The sequence below is a fragment of the Quatrionicoccus australiensis genome (assembly GCF_020510525.1).
Classification (GTDB): domain Bacteria; phylum Pseudomonadota; class Gammaproteobacteria; order Burkholderiales; family Rhodocyclaceae; genus Azonexus; species Azonexus australiensis_B.
In genome coordinates this window covers 1,376,735-1,397,998 of record NZ_CP075188.1, presented here as the reverse complement: position 1 = coordinate 1,397,998, position 21,264 = coordinate 1,376,735, and the positions used below count along the sequence as shown (strand labels likewise).

Here is a 21,264-nt window from a genome sequence, read left to right as displayed (position 1 = left end):
TCACACCAACATCATGAAGCCTGCCGACAATCGTGATTTTTCCAAACCAATGAGAACAGCCATGTCCGAACTCCTTACCAAGCACCACCCCGACTCGCCGAACGGCCAGGATGACGTGTCCAAGAACACCTCCGGCAATCCGGGTTTTACCGATATCCTCAATGTCCGCCTGTCGCGCCGCAATGTCCTCAAGGGCGGTTTCGGCCTGGCCGCAAGCAGTTTCATGAGTGTCGGCCTGGCCGGTTGCCTGAGCAACAGCAAGAGCGACGACAGCAATGACAGCTTCAGCCTCGGCTTCACTGTCGTCGCCAAGAGTCTGGCCGACGTGCTGAGTATTCCGACCGGCTACACTGCGCAATATCTCTATCGCACCGGCGACCCGATCAACCTGGCCACTGCCGCCTATGCCAACGACGGCACGGATACCGCCGCCAGCTTCGAATTCCGCGCCGGCGACCACCATGACGGCATGGCCTTTTTCGGACTGAACAGCGCCGGCCTGGCCAAGGACCTGACTAACTCGAACCGTGGCGTGCTGTGCATGAACCACGAGAACATCAATCAGCAGTTCCTGCACACGGCCGCCGACTATACGGCCGGCATCGTCAACACCGCCCGCGTCGCTGACCAGATCGACAAGGAAGTCCATGCCCATGGCGTCTCGGCCATCGAGATCGTGCGCAGCAGCAATTTCTCGGTCAACAAGCTGTCCGGCTTCAACCGTCGCTACACCGCCGCTTCGCCGATGGACATCGCCGGCCCGGCCAGCGGCGACAGCCTGCTCGTCACCCCTTATTCGACAGCCGGCACTGCCACACGCGGCACATTGAACAATTGCGCCAATGGTGTCACGCCGTGGGGCACCTACCTGACCTGCGAAGAAAACTGGGCCGGCTACTTCAAGCGCCCGGCCAGTTCGACGCTCGGCACCAACGCCGCCGCCGCGCAAAACCGCTACATCGGCTCAGGCTCCAGCAACGGCAGCTACGGGTGGGCCAACCCGGCTGGCGGCGACCTCTCTGCTACCGGTCTCTACGACCGCTGGAACCTCAACCTGACCGGCGCCGACAGCACCCTCGATTATCGCAATGCCGCCAACACCTTCGGCTGGGTCGTCGAGATCGATCCCTTCGCACCCGCCACCACGCCGCGCAAACGCACTGCCATGGGCCGCTTCGGTCACGAAGGTGCAATGCCGGCCAAGGCCGTCGCCGGCAAGCCCATCGTTTTCTACATGGGTGACGACGCGATCGGCGAATACATCTACAAGTATGTTTCGACGAGCAACTGGGATGCCGCCGATGCCAATGGCGGCATGACCGCCGGCGACAAGTATCTCAACGACGGCAAGCTCTACGTCGCGACCTTCGCCGCCGACGGCAGCGGCACCTGGACCGAGCTGAACATCAGCAACACCCAGATCTCCGGTTACGCCAACTACACCTTCGCCAACCAGGCCGACGTGCTGATCAACTGCCGCCTGGCCGCCGATGCGGTCGGCGCAACCTCGATGGACCGTCCGGAATGGGCCGGCGTACATCCGGTGACCGGTGACGTGTACGTGACCCTGACCAAGAATGCCGACCGCGGCAAGACCGGCAACTTCAACAGCGGCAAGTCGCGCGCCCTCGACGCCGCCAACCCGCGCTACTACGATGATGGCGAAGGCAACAAGGGCAACCCGAACGGCCACATCATCCGCATGCGCGAAACCACGAGCAATCCGGCTGCGACGACCTTCAACTGGGACATCTACCTGTTCGGTGCCGAAACCGGTCTCGACACGACCTCGATCAACATCTCGGGCCTGACCGACGACAACGACTTTTCCGCCCCGGACGGTCTCTGGTTCAGCCAGGCCATTCCCGGCCTGATGTGGCTGCAGACCGACGACGATGCCTACACCGACGTCACCAACTGCATGATGCTGGCCGCCCTGCCCGGCGCCTACGGGGACGGCGGCGCGGTCAGCGTCGCCAACCTGGCCGTACCGGCCGCCGGCCCGGCCAACCAGACGATCACCACCTACGCCGGCAAGGATGCCAGCAACGCCACGCTGCGCCGCTTCCTGGTCGGACCGAAGGGCTGCGAAATCACCGGCATCAGCGAAACACCGGATGGCAAGACGATCTTCGTCAATATCCAGCACCCGGGTGAGCGCACCCTGGCCAGCGATGTGGCCAACAACGCCACCGCCAGCTACCAGAGCCACTGGCCGGAAGGCGGTACGGCACGGCCGCGCTCGACGACCGTTGTCATCACCAAGAACGACGGCGGCCTGATCGGTTCCTGAGTTCTTTCAAGCCCGAAAAGCTGCCGCGCGCGAGTGCGGCAGCTTTTTTCGTTTACGGCAGCGGTCGACCGCTGGAAAACAGGCTTTTTCAGCGCGTCGACCGTACAGCAACAATTTCTGACAATTGCGTACACGGCAGCGGTAATCGGTACGCCACCGCGCCGCGTTATTCGGCTCATCAAGACCACAACGAGCCAGACCATGAAAAAAGCCACCGCCCTTCTCCTCGCCGCCAGCCTTGCCCTGGGCAGCATCGGTACCGCCCAGGCCGACTGGGGACGCCACGGCGGCTACGGCGGCCACCGCGATTACCGTCCGGGACCGGAACGGCATCACCATCACGGCCACCGCGGCGGCCCGGGCTGGATCGGTCCGGCGGCAGCCCTCGCCATCGCCGGCCTGGCGGTCGGTGCGGTCGCCTACAACCAGTACCAGCCCGCCCCGGTCTATATCGCACCGCCCCCGCCGCCGGTGCGCATCCAGCCGGCCGCCGGCAACTGGTATTACTGCGGCTCGGCCGGCGAATACTATCCCTACGTCCAGTATTGCCCGGAAGGCTGGCAGCCGGTCATGCCGCCGCGCTGAGCGGGACGATCAAGGCAAAATAAAAACGGGCCCGCCGGGCCCGTTTCTCTTTGCCGCAGGAATGACGCCCTGCAGACATGACCGGCGACGCCGGTTAATTGAATGGATGCTGCTTGAGAATGGTCTCGTCGCGCTCCGGGCCGGTCGACACGATGGCGATCGGCACCTGGCACAGTTCCTCGAGGCGATTCAGGTAATTGCGGGCGCCCTGCGGCAGGTCTTCCCAGCGCTTGACGCGGAAGGTCGTGCCTTCCCAGCCCGGCATGGTTTCGTAGATCGGCACGCAGCGTGCGACGTCGTCGGCACCGATCGGCAGCAGATCGACCACCTTGTCACCCAGCTGGTAGCCGGTGCAGATCTTGATTTCCTTGAGGCCGTCGAGCACGTCGAGCTTGGTGATGCACAGGCCGGTCAGGCCGTTGATGCGGGCCGAACGACGCAGCAGTGCAGCGTCGAACCAGCCGCAACGGCGCTTGCGCCCGGTGACCGTGCCGAATTCCTTGCCGACCGAGAACATCTGGTGGCCCGGCGTGCCTTCGGTGTCGATATCCAGCTCACTCGGGAAAGGACCGCCACCGACGCGCGTGCAGTAGGCCTTGGTGATGCCCAGCACGTAATGCAGCATGCCCGGACCGACGCCGGCACCCGCTGCTGCCTGACCGGCAACACAGTTGGACGAGGTGACGAACGGGTAGGTACCGTGGTCAATGTCGAGCAGCGTGCCCTGGGCGCCTTCGAACAGCATGTTCTGGCCGGCAGCATGCGCGTCGTACAGCGCGGCAGAGACGTCGACGACGAGCGGCTTGATGAACTCGGCATCCGCCATCGCCTGGTCGTAGACGGCCTGGAAGTCGACCGGTTCGGCCTTGAAATACTCGGTCAGCACGAAGTTGTGATACTCCAGCACTTCCTTGAGCTTCTCGGCGAAACGTTCCGGATAGAACAGGTCATAGACGCGCAGGCCGCGACGGGCGACCTTGTCTTCGTAGCTCGGGCCGATGCCCTTGCCGGTCGTGCCGATCTTCTTGTCGGCACACTTGGCGCCTTCGCGCGCCTTGTCGATGGCCGAATGGTACGGCAGGATGATCGGGCAGCCCGGGCTGATCTTGAGGCGCGAGCGGACATCGATGCCGCCCTTCTCGAGCTCGGCAATTTCCGAAATCAGGTGGTGGATGTCGAGCACGACACCATTGCCGATGTAGCAATCGACGCCATCACGCACGATGCCCGACGGCACCAGATTGAGCTTGTAGACCTGCTCGCCGACAACCAGCGTATGGCCGGCATTGTGGCCACCCTGGAAGCGGACCACACCCTTGGCGTGGTCGGTCAGCCAGTCGACGATCTTCCCCTTGCCCTCATCACCCCACTGGGTGCCCACCACAATGACATTCTTGGCCATTTTTATTAATCCTCTTGTATTGCTTCAATAATCCATTGCCCACCGACCTGGACCAGCTTGCGGTCGCAGAACGGACCCTCGCAGGCTGTTTCGCCGGGGAGAAGTTCGACGACGATCTCGCCCTGCTCGCGCAGGGCGGCGATCAGCGCCGCCAGTGTCTTGTCGTGGCCGGCAGCGCCAGCCAGGATGGCGCCTTGCACCTTGCCCGGTGCGACCAGGCGCACCACTTCACGCAGATCCATCGAGAAACCGGTGGCCGGACGCGCCCGCCCGAAAGCCTTGCCGGCGCCGTCGTAACGCCCGCCCAGCGCGATCGCGGCCGGATAGTCCGGGCAGTAGGCGGCGAAGACCACGCCATTGTGATAGTGATAGCCGCGCAGATCCGACAGGTCGATCGAGAACGGCAGTTCCGGCGCTGCTTCGACGAGGTGACGCAAACCGTCGAGCGCCGCCGTGATCGCCGGCAAGGCCGGCAGTTCGGCCTGGGCCCGGGCCAGCACCCCGACGTCGCCATAAAGCAGCGGCAGCGCCTGCAGGGCTTCGCGGTAGGGCGAGGCAACGCCGGCACAGGCTTCGATCAGCCCCGGCACATCCTTGGCACGCAACAGGCTGAGCACATTTTCTTCGGCATCCGGCGCCAGTCCGGCCGCTTCGGCCAGGGCGCGGAAGATGCCGACATGGCTGAGGTCGACCCGGCTGAGCGGCAGCTTGATTTTGGCAAAGGCTCCGGCCATCAGGCGAATGATCGCCAGGTCGGCCTCGATGCCGGCAAAACCGTACAGCTCGGCACCGATCTGCAGCGGCTCGCGACCGGCCGAAACCGAGGCCGGCAGGGTATGCAGCACGCTGTCGCAATAGCACAGGCGGGTCACGCCCTGGTGGTTGAGCAGGTGGGCGTCGATGCGCGCCGCCTGCGGCGTGATGTCGGCGCGTACGCCCATCGTCCGGCCGGAAAGCTGATCGACCAGCTTGAAGGTGCGCAGGTTCAGATCCTGGCCGGCGCCGGTCAACAGCGACTCCAGGTATTCCAGCATCGGCGGCATGACAAATTCGAAACCGCCGGCCCGGAAATGATCCAGGACGGTACGGCGCAGTTGCTCGATGCGAGCGGCTTCCGCCGGCAGGGCATCAGCGATGTATTCAGGTAACAGCCAGTTCATGCGAAGACCATGAGCAGGACCAGACCGATGATCATCGACGTCAAGCCGACGAAACGGATCTGTCCATCCGAAAATTGAATGAGGCGGCGAAAGGTTTCACGCCACGCCGCCGGGGCTATAAAGGGCATCAGGCCTTCGAGCACCAGCATCAGTGCGAAGGCCAGCAGCAGGGTCGAGGTCATTTGCCTTTGTCGGCGCCGCGTCCAAGACTCTTCATGTACTTGAAGAAGTCGGAGTTGGGTTCAACCACCATCACGTCGCCCTTGTTCTTGAAGCTGCCGCGATAAGCTTCCAGACTGCGGTAGAAGGCATAGAACTCGGGACTCTGACCGAACGCACCGGCATAGATCGCCGACGCCTTGGCATCGCCCTCGCCCTTGATCTTCTGCGCATCACGGTAGGCGTCGGCGATGATGATTTCACGCTGACGATCGGCATCGGCGCGAATCTTTTCCGCCTCGGCCGAACCTTCCGAACGCAGTTCGTTGGCAACGCGCTTGCGCTCCGCTTCCATGCGGCGATAGACGGCATCGCTCACTTCGCTGGGCAATTCGACACGCTTGACGCGGACATCGACGATCTGGACACCGATCTTGCGTGCATCGGCATCGGCCTTTTCGCGCATCTGCTCCATGATCTTGTCACGCTCGCCGGACACGACATCATGCACGGTCCGCTTGCCAAATTCTTCACGCAAACCGGCGTTGACCGTCTGGTTCAGACGGGTCTTGGCACGCGACTCGTCGCCGCCGACCGAGATGTAATAGAGCTTCGGATCAACGATGCGCCACTTGATGTAGGAGTCGACCAGCACGTTCTTTTTCTCGGAGGTGATGAAACGCTCCGGCTCGGCATTGTCGAGCGTGATGATGCGCTTTTCGAAGAAACGCACGTTCTGGATCAGCGGAATCTTGAAATTCATCCCCGGCTCGGTGATCACCTGCTTGACTTCACCCAGCTGGAAGACGACAGCGAACTGGCGCTGATCAACGGTAAATACCGACATCGCAATGACCACCAGCACGCTGGCGATCAAGGCACCGATCAAATTGATACGCGGACTCATCAACGACTCTCCCGATCACGCGAGCTCAGCGAGCCTTCACGCGAACTACCTGAATACGACTTGCCGCCAACCGCAGGTGCCTGCTCGAGCTGCGGCGGCACTTCCGACGACAGCGGCGTGGCCGGCCGGCCGGACTGGATCGAAGTCGGCGTTTCGGCCGCAACGGCAGCCGTCGCTGCCGTGGCCTGCATCAGCTTGTCGAGCGGCAAGTAAAGCAGGTTGCCCTGTCCCTTGGCATCGATCAGCACCTTGCTGGTGCTCGAATAAACCTGCTGCATGGTTTCCAGATACATGCGCTGACGGGTCACTTCCGGCGCCTTCGCGTACTCGGTCTGAACCTGCTTGAAGCGCGAGGCATCACCTTCCGCCGTCGAAATGACGCGCTGCTTGTGACCGTTGGCTTCTTCCATCAGGCGTGCGGCGGTACCCTTGGCTTTCGGAATCACGTCATTGGCGTAAGCTTGGCCTTCGTTCTTTTGCCGTTCACGATCCTGGCCAGCCTTGACGGCATCATCGAAGGCCGCCTGTACCTGCTCCGGCGGCTGCGCATTCTGCATCGTCACCTTGGAAATCAGGATGCCGCTCTTGTAGCGATCCAGAATGTCCTGCATCAGCTTGGAAGCCTGGGTCGCAATCTGCTCGCGACCTTCATAGAGCACGAAATCCATCTTGCTCTTGCCGACGATCTCGCGCACCGCCGTTTCGGCAGCGCCCATCACGGCTTCATCCGGCGAACGATTGTTGAACAGGTATTCGACCGGATCCTTCAGGATGTACTGCACGGCAAACTGGATGTTTACGATGTTTTCATCATCGGTCAGCATCAGGGCTTCTTTCAGCACCTTGTTGCGCTCGCTGCCGCGATAACCGATTTCGACAGTACGCACACCGTTCAGATTGACGATTTCGTGCGACTGCACCGGATAGGGAAAACGCCAGCGCAGGCCCGGCTCGGTCGTTTCATGGAAACTGCCGAACTGGAGCACGATGCCGCGCTGCGAAGCATCGACAATATAAAAGCCGGAAACCAGCCAGACAGCGGCAACCAGGGCGCCGAGCAAACCGACACCACCACCGAGAAAACGCGGATTGAAATCGAACTGCGGCAGACGCGGACCATCACCGCCGCCATTACCGCCACCACCGGTCTTCTTGCCGAACATGCCGGACAATTTGCGGTTGAAATCACGCCACAACTCTTCCAGATCGGGCGGTCCGTCATTGGGACGACGCGGGTCGCCACCACCGGATTTGTCACCGTCGTTACCACCACGGTTGCCCCACTGCGGGTCGTTGAGCGACATAAATATACCTAGGGTCGGAATCATGGATGTCGGGTATCAGCTTATGTAATCTTGTTGGGCTTCGCGTTCTGCCGCCGCCAGCTCACGCTGGCGACTTTCGGCCTTGGCCCGGGCAAATTCGGCAAGGGATTCACGCAACAAATCCAGGCCGTCTCCTGCCCGCGCACTGACGCGAACGCGCGCGATAGTACCATACTCGTCCCGCTCGACTCCCGGCGCAGCCTCGGTCAGATCGATCTTGTTCCAGACGATGACCTGCCGCACCTGACGGGCGCCAATCTCTTCAAGTACCTTGTTCACTTCAAACATCTGTTCATCTCGGGCATGGCTCGCGCTATCCACGATATGCAGCAGCAGATCGGCATCGGTGGCCGCCTCCAGTGTGGCATGAAAGGCATCAACGAGCGAGTGCGGCAGATCACGGATAAAGCCCACCGTGTCCGAAATGACAATATTGCCAGCCCCTTCGACCCATAGCTTGCGCGACGTGGTATCCAGGGTGGCGAACAACTGGTTGGCAGCAAAAACCCCTGCATGGGTCAGCGCATTGAACAGCGTAGACTTGCCGGCATTGGTGTAACCGACCAGCGAAACACTGAGCACATCACCACGCAAACGGGCTTTTCTTTGCACGTTTCGCTGCCGGGAAAGCTTTTCCAGACGCTCCTTCAGCAACTTGACACGGTTGCCGAGCAAACGCCGGTCGGTTTCAAGCTGTTTCTCGCCCGGACCGCGCATGCCGATACCGCCACGCTGGCGCTCAAGGTGAGTCCAGCCACGGACCAGCCGGGTGGATAAATGCTCGAGTTGCGCCAGTTCGACCTGCAACTTGCCCTCTGCACTCGAGGCGCGCAGGGCAAAGATATCGAGAATCAGACTGGTACGATCGATCACGCGACATTTGAGTTCGCGTTCGAGATTACGTTCCTGCGCCGGTGAAAGTTCATGATTGAAAATCACCAGGTCGGCTTCGCCGGCACGCAATGTTGCAGCGATTTCCAGGACCTTGCCTTTGCCGGCAAAGGTTTTCGGGTCCGGGCTGTGCCGCGGGCCAAAAACCTCGGCGACAACGACAGCCCCCGCCGACTCGGCAAGCAGCCGGACTTCTTCCAGCTGATCCTGCAAATCAGGCTGGCCGAAGTCAAGCTGAACGATCACCGCACGTTCACCGGCGGCGGGTCGTTCATTCATGGGTGTTTCCGGAAGTCAAATAAAGAGGCCCGCGAGCAACGCGGGCCACAAGACGGGGAAAAATTATTCCGCCGCCTGTTCTTGCTGGAGGTTAACCGGACGGGCCGGAACCACCGTGGAAATTGCGTGCTTGTACACCATCTGGGTCACGGTGTTCTTGAGCAGTACGACGTACTGGTCGAACGATTCAACCTGGCCCTGCAATTTGATCCCGTTGACCAGGTAAATCGAAACGGGAACGTGCTCGCGACGGAGAGCGTTAAGGAAGGGGTCTTGTAAAAGTTGCCCTTTGTTGCTCATGGTGTGGACTCCATGTGTGTTGTTATGAGATGCCTAATGTACCCAAAATTACTTGGCCGTGGCGAAGAATTTACGGATTAGTTTTTATCTTTGTCGGCAAACGGATTTTTCGCGGTCACGAACTGGATTCGCAAGGGAGTTCCATGCAATTTGAAGGCTTCGCGGAAAGTATTTTCGAGATAACGACGATAGCTGTCCTTGATCTGGTCAACCGCATTGCCGTGAATGACGATGATCGGCGGATTCGAGCCGCCCTGGTGGGCGTAGCGCGGCTTCGGCCGGAACAGGCCATGCTTGGGCGGCGCCTGACGGGCGACGGCATCGGCCAGGACGCGAGCCAGACGCGGCGTCGACATTTTGGTCATCGCCGCGGCGAAGGCGGCATCGACCGAGCGGAAGACCGACTCGAGACCGATGTTTTCCTTGGCCGAAACGAAATGGAACTTGGCAAAATCGAGGAACTTCAGCTTGCGCTGCAGGACCAGGCGGGTCTGCTCGCGGGTGTAGGAATCGAGGCCGTCCCACTTGTTGACCGCAACGACCAGGGCGCGTCCGGATTGCACGATGAAATCGGCAATATGGGCATCCTGCTCGGACACATCAGCCTGCGCGTCGACCATCAGGATGACGACATGGGCGTCTTCAATCGCCTGCAGGGTCTTCACCACCGAAAACTTCTCGATCGACTCGAAGACCTTGCCGCGCTTGCGCATGCCGGCCGTATCGACGAGCACGTACTTGCGGCCGCCCCGCTCGAAATCGATTTCGATCGAGTCGCGGGTCGTACCCGGCGCATCGAAGGCGATGACGCGCTCTTCGCCAAGCAGCGTATTGATCATCGTCGATTTGCCGACATTCGGCCGACCAACAATGGCGACGCGGATGGCGTCGGATTTCGCTTCTTCTTCCTCGGGCTCGGGGAAGGTATCGAGCGCCAGATCGACCAGGCCGCGCACACCTTCGCCATGCGCGGCGGAAATGGCATACGGCTCACCCAACCCAAGCTCGTGGAAATCGGCCTCGACCATGCCGGAATTGAGGCCTTCCGCCTTGTTGACCGCGACGATGACCGGGCGCGCCAGGCGCCGCAGCTTGTTGGCGATTTCCTTGTCGTGCGGGGTCAGGCCGGTACGACCATCGACCACGAAGATCACGGCATCGGCTTCGGCAATCGCCTGCTCGGTCTGGCGCGCCATTTCGTGCAGGATGCCTTCCTTGATCAACGGTTCGAAACCGCCGGTATCGACCACCAGGTAAGGCTTGCGCCCAAGCTTGCCGTGACCGTAGTGACGGTCGCGGGTCAGACCCGGCAGATCGGCGACGATCGCGTCACGTGACTTGGTCAGGCGATTGAAAAGCGTGGATTTGCCGACATTGGGTCGGCCAACCAGGACTAGCGTAGGTTTCATTGGGCCTCTATAGCGCTCAGATTGCCGCCACTGGTCTGCACCAGGAAACCGGAACCAAGCTGTTGTACCGGCGCACGGACTGGCGTGCCATCGGTTTTCTGACGGCCGACAAAACTGCCATCTTCGCGTGAAAGGAAGTGCACGAGACCTTCGCCATCGGCAACAACCACGTTGCTGCGATAGACGGCCGGGCCGGAAACACGTCGATTCAGGAGTTTGTCCTGCTTCCACAGGCTGCTGCCGGAAAGGCGGTCAAGTGCATAAACGGCACCCTTGTCATCGGTCACAAACAGGTAGCGCCCGTCGAGCGCCACACCGGTCGCCGACGAGATATCGCGCGACCAGATCAGGGCACCGCTCTGACCGAGGTCAAAACAGGCAACCCGCCCCTGGAAGGCGACAGCGCAAACCTGGCGCCCGTCAATCGCCGGCGGCGCGACGACATCGGCCACGCGGTCAAGCTCGGTGGCGCCCTTCGGCAAGGCAACCGCGCCCTCCCAGACCGGCGCACCATTCTGCAGGCTGAGAGCAACCAGTTTGCCGCCGGGGAAACCGACGAACACATAACTGTCGGCGAACACCGGAGAGCCGGCGCTGCGCACCGACAAGGTCGGCGTCGAACGCTGGTACACCCACTTGCGGCCACCATCGCCACCATCGAACAGGAAAACGCGGTTGTCACCGCTCTTCACGGCCACACCATCATCGCCCACCGTCGGTGCAGCCAGCACCTCGCTGGAGACTCTGGCCTGCCAGAGCGGCTTGCCATCCACCGCCGAGAACGCCAGGACATCGCCCTTGGCCGTACCGACCACTACCAGACGGGCATTGGCACCCACGCCGGCGGACAGGGGCTGACCCGCATCGATCTTCCAGACGGTTTTGCCCTCTTCCAGCTTGTGGACCGTTCCGTCCCGGGCAGCGGCGTAAACCGACTTGCCAACGATGGCCGGTGCGAAGCTGTAACTGCCGGCCTTGCCTACGCCAGCCGACCACTGCACACGCAGTTCGAGAGCATCCTTGATCGGCTGCAGCGGCGTCATCTTCGGACCGGAACTGGAAAACGGATTGATCGCGTCAATCCCGTCGGAAATGGTGGCGCAACCGGACAAGCCGGCGGCAATCAGCAGGACAAGCAGGCGACGTGACATCAGGCGGCCTCCCCCAGGCTATCGAGCTTTTGTTGCAGCAGTTCACGCGCCGGACCGGCCTTGGCTTCGCCCTTGTCGAGGGCTGCCTGATAGGCGGTGCGGGCTTCGGCTTTCTTGCCCTGTGCGGTCAGGACATCACCCTTCGACTCGAGGAAGCGAGCAGCAAAGACAGCGGCGTGGGTTGCCTCAAGTTGCTTCAGAGCGGCATCGTATTCCTTTTCGTCCAGCAGGACCGCAACCAGACGCAGGCGGGCGAGATCGCGAACCTCATCCTTGCCGTTGTCAGCCGCCCAACTCAACTGGGCGCGTGCCGTTTTCAGGTCGCCGGCCTCGAATAACTGCTTCGCAGCCAGCAAGGCGCCGAGCCCGGCGTAGCTGGTACGGCCGAATTTCTCGGCCAGCTCGCCGGCAGCGGCCTTGACCTTTGCCGTATCCTGCGTTGCCACGGCCTGTTCCAGCACGCCATAGATGGCAGAAGCCTGGGCCGACTGACTGCGCTGGTACCAGTTCCAGCCTTGCCAGCCGATGGCGCCAATCGATGCAGCCACCACCACCGAGGTGAAAAGATTGCCGTACATCTTCCACCAGGTTTTCAGGGAATCAATCTGTTCCTGCTCTTCGAGGTCCAAATGCGCCATGTGCTTATTCCTCTTCGCTGTCTGCGTCTGAATCAATCAATTGATCGATGATGGCTTCGGCCAGATCATCGACTTTAAGTTTCTGCTGCGCCGAACCTTCGGCCCGCAACGACTTGAGCTGCGCCTCACCGGTCGACGCCTCGTCATCGCCAATAATGACGGCAAAGCCGGCGCCACTGCCATCGGCTTTTTTCATTTGCGACTTGAAGCTGCCACCACCGCAATGCAGCAGCACGTCAATCCCCTGGTCACGCAAGCCTTCGGCAACACGGAAGGCAAGGCGGGCCGCGGCTTCGCCCTGATGCACAAGGTACACGTCCGGCGCCGGGGCAGCCGGCTCGCCACCGGAATCCTTGATCAGCGCGATCAGGCGCTCGACGCCCATGGCAAAACCGCAGGCCGGCGTCGGCTTGCCGCCCAGTTGCTCGACCAGGCCGTCGTAACGACCACCGGCGCAAACCGTGCCCTGGGCGCCGAGCTTGTCGGTGACCCATTCAAAAACGGTCAGGTTGTAATAGTCCAAGCCACGCACCAGACGCGGATTGATCTTGAACGGGATACCAGCATCACGCAGGATGGCCTGCACGCCTTCGAAATGCGCCAGCGATTCGGCACCGAGATAATCGATCAGTTTCGGCGCAGCAGCACACAACGCCTGCATGGCCGGATTCTTGGTATCGAGAATGCGCAGCGGATTGGTGTGCAAACGACGCTTGGCGTCTTCGTCGAGCAGTTCGGCGCTGGCTTCGAAATAGGCGATCAACGCCGCACGATGCTGGGCACGCTCAGCCGGCTGACCGAGACTGTTGATCTGCAGCTCGATGCCATCCAGCCCGAGGTCGTTCCACAGACGGGCGCCCATCAGGATCATTTCGGCATCGATATCCGGCCCGGCGATGCCGAAAGACTCGACACCGACCTGATGAAACTGGCGATAACGCCCTTTCTGCGGCCGCTCATGCCGGAACATCTGGCCCATGTAGTACAGGCGTTGTGTCTGGCGTGCTGCCAGATTGTGTTCGATGACGGCCCGCACGCAACCGGCCGTGCCTTCCGGACGCAGGGTCAACGCCTCACCGTTCAGGCCATCGATGAAGGAATACATTTCCTTCTCGACGATATCGGTCACTTCACCGATGGCACGTTTAAAGAGCGGCGTCGGCTCGACGATGGGCATGCGGATCGGACGATAACCGTAGCTCTTCAGCCACGACCGAATGGTGTCCTCGAACAGTTCCCAGAAGGCGGCTTCGTCGGGCAGGACGTCGTTCATCCCGCGCACGGCTTGCAATGTTTGACTCATGACTTCAGTTTCTTGGTGTAGGTACGCGCCACATAGCGCTCGATGATCTGCTTGAATTCGTTGGCGATATTGTCGCCCTTGAGCGTGACGGTCTTCTGACCATCCTCATAGACCGGCGCCGACGGCGCTTCGCCGGTACCCGGCAGGGAAATGCCGATATTGGCGTGCTTGGACTCACCCGGACCATTGACGATGCAACCCATGACGGCCAAGGTCATATTCTCGGCGCCGTCGTATTGCAGCTTCCACTCCGGCATCTTGGCGCGCACGAAATCCTGCACCTCGCCTGCCAGTTCCTGGAAGAAGGTCGACGTCGTCCGACCACAACCGGGACAGGCCGCAACCATCGGCGTAAAGGCGCGCAAGCCCATGGTCTGCAGGATTTCCTGGGCGACGATCACTTCCTGGGCGCGCGAACCACCCGGTTCGGGTGTCAGGGAAACACGGATGGTATCGCCGATGCCTTCCTGCAGCAGCACGGACAACGCAGCCGTCGACGCAACGATGCCCTTCGACCCCATACCCGCCTCGGTCAACCCGAGATGCAGGGCATAATCCGCGCGCCTGGCCAGCTCACGATAGATGGCGATCAAATCCTGGACACTCGACACCTTGCAGGACAGGATGATTTTCTCGCCGGCCAGACCAACTTCCTCTGCCTTGGCTGCGGACTCGAGCGCCGAGGTAACCATCGCATGGCGCATCATTTCGGTTGCATCCAGTGGCACCGCCTTGCGACTGTTCTCGTCCATGATGCGGGCCAGCAATTCCTGGTCGAGACTGCCCCAATTGACACCGATACGCACCGGCTTGTCATAGCGGCAGGCCAACTCGACCATCTGGGCGAATTGCTCATCCTTCTTCTTGCCGAAACCGACGTTGCCGGGATTGATCCGGTACTTGGCCAAGGCTTCGGCACAGGCCGGATGCTCGGTGAGCAGGCGATGACCGTTGTAATGGAAGTCGCCGATCAGCGGCACATTGCAGTTCATCCGGTCGAGATGCTCTCGCACTTTCGGCACGGCCGCGGCAGCTTCCGGCGAATTGACGGTGATGCGCACCAGTTCCGAACCGGCACGCGCCAACTCGGCACACTGAATGGCTGTCGCCAGATAGTCGGCGGTATCGGTATTGGTCATCGACTGCACGACGACCGGCGACTTGCCACCCAGTTCGACGTGACCAACGCGACAAACGCGGGTCAAACGTTTTTCCACAGCACTCACAAACTACTCCAGAACCAACCGGGCGACATCGCCACGCGTATAGGGCGCCAGATCGACGGTCTGACCGTGCCAGAACAACTTGACCCCGGGCGCAAAACCCACCACCAGGGAGAACGGCCCCTGACCGGAAACGCTCTGCTCTGAAACCGCCTGACCGCGCTGCGAAAAGATGACCTTGCCATCGCGATCACGCACTTCGACCCAGGATTCCTTTTCAAAAACAAAGCGCATATCCGGCGCACCGGCTACCTGCAAGGACTTTTCCGCCACCGGCATTGCCGCTTGCGGCGCCACGGCGTCGGCCGCTGGCGTCTCAGCCTGCGGATTCATGACCTGCTGCGGCGTCGTGCCCGGCGGGAAAACCGGTTCGCTGGCAGGCGCCGGTTCGACCACAGCAACCGGAGCCACTTCGTCCTTGCGGGCCAGCGAACTGATCAGCTCCTGAACACTGTCACGCCAGACCGAGAGGTCGTTCGGCAACAGGAAATATATCAGCGCCGCGAATACCACCAGCAGACCACCGCTCAGCACGACCATCCGGTCGCGCCGGGAAATACCGGGCCCGCCTTGCGGCATCGCGGTCTGTTGCGAATCCGCCTCGCCCAAACGACTGACCGGCTTCTCGAGTACCGCATCAAGCTGGCTCATCAACGGCAAAGGATTGATTTGTACGAAGCGGGCATAGTTGCGCACGAAACCACGCACAAAGGTCGCGCCCGGCAACACTTGCCAGTCACCACGCTCCAGCGCTTCAAGCTGGCGCACGCCCAGTTTCAGGGTGGCAGCGACTTCCGACAGGGCGATACCACGTGCCTCGCGTGCCGCACGCAACTGTGCGCCAACCGCGGGCATGACCGGCAAGACATCCTGGCCGGCATCTTCCACTGCGCGCTCGCCAATATCCATCTCTTCACTCATTAATAATTGCCCTTCAGGAATTCCTGATATTCATCCGAGGTCGGATAGCGACTCCGCAATTGGGAGGCGTAACCACTTTCAGCAGAACGATTGCCCAGCTTGCGTTCGATCCGCACCCCCAGCCAAAGCGCTTCTGATGTCGGAGGCTCCATCTGCTTGAGCGCCTCGCTCAGATAGATGCGCGCCTCTTCATTGATGCCTCGCTGAAAAAACAGCTTGGCCAATTGCAGACGCGGGCCGGGCGCACCATCGCGCGCGAAACGCAGGGCGTTGAGCAAATACCCCTCTGCGCCCTGCACGTCTCCGGCCTTCAAGGCGCAGGTGCCGGCATTGGCATAGGCTCGATCAGGCGTTTCATAGAGCGGGTTTTTCAGGGCCTGCAGAAAGTAGGCAATGGACTGGCGCTCCTTGCCGGTCTCGCAGAGATACCAACCGTAGTTATTATTGACTTCGGGATCGTTAGGCGCGAGGTTCAGTGCATAACGAAAATCTTCCTCGGCCTTGGGGTAATCACGCAGTTGCGTATAGACCAAGCCGCGCACACTGTAGGCCGAAACAAATCCGGGGTCGGCCTTGATGGCGATACCAAGCTCATCCAGTGCAGCCGCCATGTGCCCGCTCTGGAAATACATGCCCCCCAACTCGGTATGAATCTTGGCACGATTTCTCGGATCACCGGAATTCTGGCTACGGTTAGTCGGCTGACTATCGTAAATCTGCCCAAAAACCGGGAAAACACAGAAAACACTGAGAAGAACGCCGGCGATCCGGCTTTTCAGCACAACACGCTTCATGACCTGGCCTCCTTGAGCGGAATCACCCGCCCGGCAGTACGTTTGGTCTTGTCCATGACCTGACCGGCCAGCTGGCCGCAGGCTGCATCAATATCATCACCACGGGTCTTGCGGGTCGTGGTGACGATGCCAGCCCCCATCAGGATGTCGGCAAAACGCCGCACCCGCTCGGCCGAAGAACGGCGAAACGGCGAGCCCGGAAAGGGATTGAAGGGAATCAGGTTGAACTTGCAATGCACCTGCCTGACCAGCGCCAGCAGTTCGCGGGCATGCGCATCGCTGTCATTGATACCGTCGAGCATGATGTACTCGAAGGTAATGAAATCGCGCGGCGCCTTGTCCAGATAACGCTGGCAGGCAGCCATCAGCTCTTTCAACGGGTACTTCTGGTTGATCGGCACGATCTGGTCGCGCAGCTTGTCGTTCGGCGCATGCAGCGAGACAGCCAAGGCAACCGGGCACTCATCGCCCAGACGATCCATGACCGGCACCAGGCCGGAGGTGGATACGGTGACGCGACGCCGCGACAGACCGTAAGCGTTGTCGTCGAGCATCAGCTTCAAGGCGGCAACGGAATTTTCGAAATTGGCGAGCGGCTCGCCCATGCCCATCAGCACAACGTTGGAAATGACCCGTTCGTCGCCGTGGACCGCACCGAGTGCGTGATTGGCCTGCCACAGCTGGCCAATGATTTCCGCCACCGTCAGGTTACGGTTGAAACCCTGCTTGCCGGTCGAACAGAAGGCGCAGTCAAGCGCGCAGCCGGCCTGCGTCGAAATGCACAAGGTGCCGCGATCATCTTCGGGAATGAACACCGTTTCGACGGCATTGCCATTGCCGACATCAATCAGGAACTTGCGCGTGCCGTCGTCCGACAACTTGTCGGAAACGACCGTCGGCGGCATCACAACAGCCCGCTGCTTGAGTTTCTCGCGCAGGCTCTTGGCAATATCGGTCATGGCATCAAAGTCCGCCACGCCGGAACGATGGATCCAGCGCAAGACCTGGCGGGCGCGGAAGGGCTTCTCGCCTTGTTCGGCGAACCAGGCGGTCAGGCTTTCGCCATCGAGATCAAGTAGGTTTTGCATAGGATTCAGGACGCAGGATCGAGCTTTTTGCTGCCGGCTCGATCCTCGATCCTAGTAGCTGCTCTTAGCGGCCAGCGTAAACATTCATGCCCGGGAAGAAGAAACCGATTTCAACAGCGGCGGTTTCCGGGGCATCTGAGCCGTGCACGGCGTTGGCATCGATCGATTCGGCGAAATCAGCGCGGATGGTGCCGGCGTCAGCCTTCTTCGGATCGGTCGCGCCCATCAGTTCGCGATTCTTGGCGATGGCGTTTTCGCCTTCCAGAACCTGGATCATCACCGGACCGGAAATCATGAAGGAAACCAGATCCTTGAAGAAAGGACGCTCCTTGTGCACGCCGTAGAACTGACCGGCTTCCTGCGGCGACAACCAGGCCATCTTGGAGGCAACGATCTTCAGACCGTTGGTTTCAAAACGGGAGTAGATCTTGCCGATAACGTTCTTGGCAACAGCGTCGGGTTTGATGATGGAGAGGGTGCGTTCGATAGCCATATGATTGCTCCGCAAAGCTAGACAGTTGAAAAACGGGCAATTTTAGCAGAATAGCGATGCGAACGCCCGCCTCACTGCACCACGGCTTTTGCCGCCTCCGCCGCCCGCAAGGGCTCGACCAGCGTCGCAAAGTTGCGCGGCGCGACATATTGCAGCAACTCCTTGCCATCGGAATCGACCAGCACGTCGAGACCTTGCTGCGGGTAAAGCAGATGCGTCCGCTTTTCCGACACCACCAGACGCTCACCGGGCTGGCCGAAGCGCTGAACCACCGTCGCTTCATCAAGATTGACCGTCGGAATGACACTGATCGCCTTGACCCGCATCTGCTCGGCCTGCGCCAGATCGTCCGGATGCAGGGTAATCTTGCGCGTCGTGCTTTCCATGTGCTGCGCCTTGAGGGCGCGCTCGCGCATGGCCAAAATCGTCTCTTTCGGGACGTCGACCGTCACGATCACCTTGGCCAGGACAAAACCGAGCGGCACCTGCGAGTAATAGCCTTCCAGCGCCCCTTCCTCGTCCGGCTGGGCAATGATCGCCACCTCAATCGTGTCGCCCAGGCGGCGACGCACGTCAGCCAGCGTACTGACCCCGGGCTGCAGACCGAACACCGAACTCCCGCCCTGCCCGTCGAGCGTGATCTGCCAGGGCAGGTTGCTGTTCGGATCGACACCTTCCTGCTTGCCCAGGCCGGGCAAAAAGAAGGGCAGGATCAGCGCCGCAATAACGAAGGCAATCAGCGACAGGGCAAATTTCATGGGGGCACCGGTGCAAAAAGAAGGCGATTGTGCCACAGCCTCCCTGCCGAAACAGAAAGGCCGCCTTCCGACAATGCCGGAAGACGGCCTTTTTACCAAAACAGCAGGCAAGAATCAGATCATGCCCAGGGTCCGCGGCAACCAGAGCGACAGCTCCGGCCAGTAAGTCACCAGCATCAGGAAACCAAGCATCGAGAGCAGCCACGGCCAGACCGCAATGGTCAATTCCGTAATACCCATCTTGGTAATACCCGAAGCGACATAGAGATTGAGACCAACCGGCGGGTGACACATGCCGACTTCCATGTTCACCACCATCAGGATACCGAAATGCACCGGATGAATGCCGAGCGCCACCGCAACCGGGAAGAGAATCGGCGCAAAGATCAGCACGATCGACGACGGCTCCATGAAATTCCCGGCCAGCAGCAGGATGATGTTCACCGCCAGCAGGAAGGTGATCGTCCCCAGACCATTGCCCAGCATCCAGTCAGCCAGCGCCTGCGGAATGTTCTCGTTGGTCATGATGAAGGAGAACAGCACGGCATTGGTGATGATGTAGAGCAGCATCGCCGACATGTTGGCCGAATTGAGCAGCACCTTCGGCACATCCTTGAGGCCCAGGTCGCGGTAGATGAAAACGGCACAAACAAAGGCGTAGACCGCTGACATCGCTGCCGCTTCAGTCGGGGTGAAGATGCCGGAATAAATCCCGCCCATCACCACAACGATCAACAGCAAGCCCCAGACGGAAGCCCGGAAAGCCTTCCAGCGCTCCCCCCAGGTCGCCTTCGGCTGGCGCGGATAGTCGTATTTCCTGGCGCGATACCAGGTCACCCCACCCAAGGTTGCTGCCAACGCCAGACCGGGAATGACACCGGCCATGAACAGGGCGCCGACCGAGGTATTGGTCGCCACCGAGTACATCACCATGACGATGGACGGCGGAATCAGGATACCCAGCGCCCCCGACGTGGCAATGACGCCAGCCCCGAACTTGTTGGGAAAGCCTGCCTTGACCATGGCCGGCAACAGGATCGAACCGATTGCCACGACCGTCGCCGGACTGGATCCCGAAACGGCGGCAAACAGCGCACAGGCCACGACGCCGGCCAGACCGAGACCACCGTACCAGTGGCCGACCATCGAGGTTGCGAAATTGATCATCCGCTTCGCCACCCCGCCATGGGTCAGGAAATTCCCGGCCAGAATGAAGAAGGGAATCGCCATGATCTCGAACTTCTCGATACCGGTAAACAGCTTGAGAGCCACCGATTCGAGCGGCACCTGCGTCATCGTGAACAGGAAGGTCAACACGGTCAGGCCAAGCGAAATCGAGATCGGCATGCCGGTCAGCATCAGTACGGCCAAGAGGCCAAAAATCACCAGGGCGTTCATTGCGCCTCTCCTTTACCGTTGCCACCACGCCGCTCGCCATGGCGATGCTCTTCGCCTGCCGGCACGCCACCATCCTGCTCACGGCGCTCGCTACCACTCCGGCGCTCGCCCATCAACGGATGCTTCAGATCGTGCATGTGCAGGTTGTCATCCATGCCATAAAGATTGACATCGACTGGCGGCGTCTCGTCATCCAGCCCGTCGACATGACCATGATCGTGATGCGGCAATTCGCCAGTCTTCAGGAAACTCCAGGTCACCTGCAGGAAGCGGAAGGACATCAGCGAAGAACCGAGCGGAATGGCGCTGTAGACAATCCAGGTCGGCCACTCGAGATCGGGCGTCGTCGGCCCTTCATAGTTGTCACCCGTATCCAGCCCGAGGAACTGGAAGATCGCGTAATGCGCGCCGTTTTCCCAGACGAAATGCGCCCCCAGCGTCGCCACGATGCCGGTAAACAAGGCACCGGCGAGCAAGCCGAAAACAATGAATTTGCCGCGCATGCCATCACCAAGACGATTGATCAGTACATCGACCCCGACGTGGATGCCGGTGCGCACACCATAGGCAGCACCGAACTTGGCCATCCAGACGAACATGATGATGCAGAGTTCCTGCGTCCAGCCGAAATTGAGCGTCAGCAACCAGTCCTGAAGCCCGGGAATTTCCACCCCGGCCAGGTAGCGGTGCATGACCGCGATGAAGATGATGAGGGTGGCCGCTCCCATAAGGAAGGTCACCAACAGCTCTTCTAGGTGATTTAGTGCTTTGTTCAGCATAAGTGTCC

At 60.7% G+C, this 21,264-nt stretch carries 21 protein-coding genes; 2 read left to right on the top strand and 19 right to left on the bottom strand.

The annotated features are described in order from the left end of the window. Positions 1-61: 61 nt before the first annotated feature. Positions 62-2,293 carry a PhoX family protein gene (locus KI612_RS06710; protein ID WP_226443045.1) on the top strand — a complete coding sequence of 744 codons (2,232 nt, stop codon included), beginning with the start codon at positions 62-64 and terminating at the stop codon, positions 2,291-2,293. Between the two features lie 201 nt (positions 2,294-2,494). Continuing rightward, positions 2,495-2,878, top strand: a complete 384-nt coding sequence (locus KI612_RS06705) for a hypothetical protein (RefSeq protein ID WP_226443044.1) — start codon at positions 2,495-2,497, stop codon at positions 2,876-2,878. Positions 2,879-2,972: 94 nt separating this feature from the next. On the opposite strand, the gene KI612_RS06700 is transcribed toward KI612_RS06705, so the two are convergent. The 19 genes from KI612_RS06700 to KI612_RS06610 all read right to left on the bottom strand — a co-directional run bounded on the left by KI612_RS06700 (position 2,973) and on the right by KI612_RS06610 (position 21,256). Then, positions 2,973-4,280, bottom strand: coding sequence for an adenylosuccinate synthase (locus KI612_RS06700; protein WP_226443043.1), 1,308 nt, complete (start codon positions 4,278-4,280; stop codon positions 2,973-2,975). Between the two features lie 5 nt (positions 4,281-4,285). Further along, positions 4,286-5,440 carry an ATP phosphoribosyltransferase regulatory subunit gene (locus tag KI612_RS06695; RefSeq protein ID WP_226443042.1) on the bottom strand — a complete coding sequence of 385 codons (1,155 nt, stop codon included), beginning with the start codon at positions 5,438-5,440 and terminating at the stop codon, positions 4,286-4,288. Beyond that, entirely contained in the window at positions 5,437-5,622 is a 186-nt protein-coding gene (locus tag KI612_RS06690) for a DUF2065 domain-containing protein (protein ID WP_226443041.1), read from the bottom strand. Before KI612_RS06690 ends, KI612_RS06695 begins: the two co-directional genes overlap by 4 nt. Beyond that, positions 5,619-6,506 carry a protease modulator HflC gene (hflC, locus tag KI612_RS06685; RefSeq protein ID WP_226443040.1) on the bottom strand — a complete coding sequence of 296 codons (888 nt, stop codon included), beginning with the start codon at positions 6,504-6,506 and terminating at the stop codon, positions 5,619-5,621. Before hflC ends, KI612_RS06690 begins: the two co-directional genes overlap by 4 nt. Further along, the gene (hflK, locus tag KI612_RS06680) at positions 6,506-7,810 is read right to left on the bottom strand and encodes an FtsH protease activity modulator HflK (RefSeq protein ID WP_226443039.1); all 1,305 of its coding nucleotides are present in this window, start codon (positions 7,808-7,810) and stop codon (positions 6,506-6,508) included. Before hflK ends, hflC begins: the two co-directional genes overlap by 1 nt. Before the next feature lie 36 nt (positions 7,811-7,846). After that, on the bottom strand, positions 7,847-9,001 hold the full coding sequence (gene hflX / locus KI612_RS06675) for a GTPase HflX (protein ID WP_226443038.1): 1,155 nt from the start codon (positions 8,999-9,001) through the stop codon (positions 7,847-7,849). A gap of 63 nt (positions 9,002-9,064) precedes the next feature. Continuing rightward, positions 9,065-9,301, bottom strand: coding sequence for an RNA chaperone Hfq (gene hfq / locus KI612_RS06670; RefSeq protein WP_011288708.1), 237 nt, complete (start codon positions 9,299-9,301; stop codon positions 9,065-9,067). 77 nt (positions 9,302-9,378) lie between these two features. Further along, the gene (der, locus tag KI612_RS06665) at positions 9,379-10,710 is read right to left on the bottom strand and encodes a ribosome biogenesis GTPase Der (protein WP_226443037.1); all 1,332 of its coding nucleotides are present in this window, start codon (positions 10,708-10,710) and stop codon (positions 9,379-9,381) included. Continuing rightward, a complete protein-coding gene (bamB, locus tag KI612_RS06660) occupies positions 10,707-11,861 on the bottom strand; it encodes an outer membrane protein assembly factor BamB (protein ID WP_226443036.1) in 1,155 nt (384 codons plus the stop codon). The genes der and bamB overlap by 4 nt, the downstream gene beginning before the upstream one ends. Next, positions 11,861-12,499 (bottom strand): YfgM family protein, encoded by a 639-nt coding sequence (locus KI612_RS06655; protein WP_226443035.1) that lies wholly within the window; start codon positions 12,497-12,499, stop codon positions 11,861-11,863. The genes bamB and KI612_RS06655 overlap by 1 nt, the downstream gene beginning before the upstream one ends. A 4-nt stretch (positions 12,500-12,503) precedes the next feature. After that, complete coding sequence (gene hisS, locus KI612_RS06650; RefSeq protein ID WP_226443034.1) at positions 12,504-13,802, bottom strand: histidine--tRNA ligase; 1,299 nt, start codon at positions 13,800-13,802, stop codon at positions 12,504-12,506. Next, complete coding sequence (ispG, locus tag KI612_RS06645; RefSeq protein WP_226443033.1) at positions 13,799-15,028, bottom strand: flavodoxin-dependent (E)-4-hydroxy-3-methylbut-2-enyl-diphosphate synthase; 1,230 nt, start codon at positions 15,026-15,028, stop codon at positions 13,799-13,801. The genes hisS and ispG overlap by 4 nt, the downstream gene beginning before the upstream one ends. A gap of 3 nt (positions 15,029-15,031) precedes the next feature. After that, on the bottom strand, positions 15,032-15,946 hold the full coding sequence (locus KI612_RS06640) for a RodZ domain-containing protein (RefSeq protein WP_226443032.1): 915 nt from the start codon (positions 15,944-15,946) through the stop codon (positions 15,032-15,034). After that, positions 15,946-16,740, bottom strand: a complete 795-nt coding sequence (gene pilW / locus KI612_RS06635; RefSeq protein ID WP_226443031.1) for a type IV pilus biogenesis/stability protein PilW — start codon at positions 16,738-16,740, stop codon at positions 15,946-15,948. Before pilW ends, KI612_RS06640 begins: the two co-directional genes overlap by 1 nt. After that, entirely contained in the window at positions 16,737-17,828 is a 1,092-nt protein-coding gene (gene rlmN, locus KI612_RS06630) for a 23S rRNA (adenine(2503)-C(2))-methyltransferase RlmN (protein ID WP_226443030.1), read from the bottom strand. The genes pilW and rlmN overlap by 4 nt, the downstream gene beginning before the upstream one ends. A 64-nt stretch (positions 17,829-17,892) precedes the next feature. Beyond that, positions 17,893-18,321: a nucleoside-diphosphate kinase gene (gene ndk / locus KI612_RS06625; protein WP_226443029.1), complete on the bottom strand. Its 429-nt coding sequence runs from the start codon at positions 18,319-18,321 to the stop codon at positions 17,893-17,895. A gap of 71 nt (positions 18,322-18,392) precedes the next feature. Beyond that, positions 18,393-19,079 (bottom strand): hypothetical protein, encoded by a 687-nt coding sequence (locus tag KI612_RS06620; protein ID WP_226443028.1) that lies wholly within the window; start codon positions 19,077-19,079, stop codon positions 18,393-18,395. A 114-nt stretch (positions 19,080-19,193) separates the two neighbouring features. Further along, entirely contained in the window at positions 19,194-20,477 is a 1,284-nt protein-coding gene (locus KI612_RS06615) for a TRAP transporter large permease (protein ID WP_226443027.1), read from the bottom strand. Then, entirely contained in the window at positions 20,474-21,256 is a 783-nt protein-coding gene (locus KI612_RS06610) for a TRAP transporter small permease (RefSeq protein ID WP_404818080.1), read from the bottom strand. The genes KI612_RS06615 and KI612_RS06610 overlap by 4 nt, the downstream gene beginning before the upstream one ends. Between the last annotated feature and the right edge of the window lie 8 nt (positions 21,257-21,264).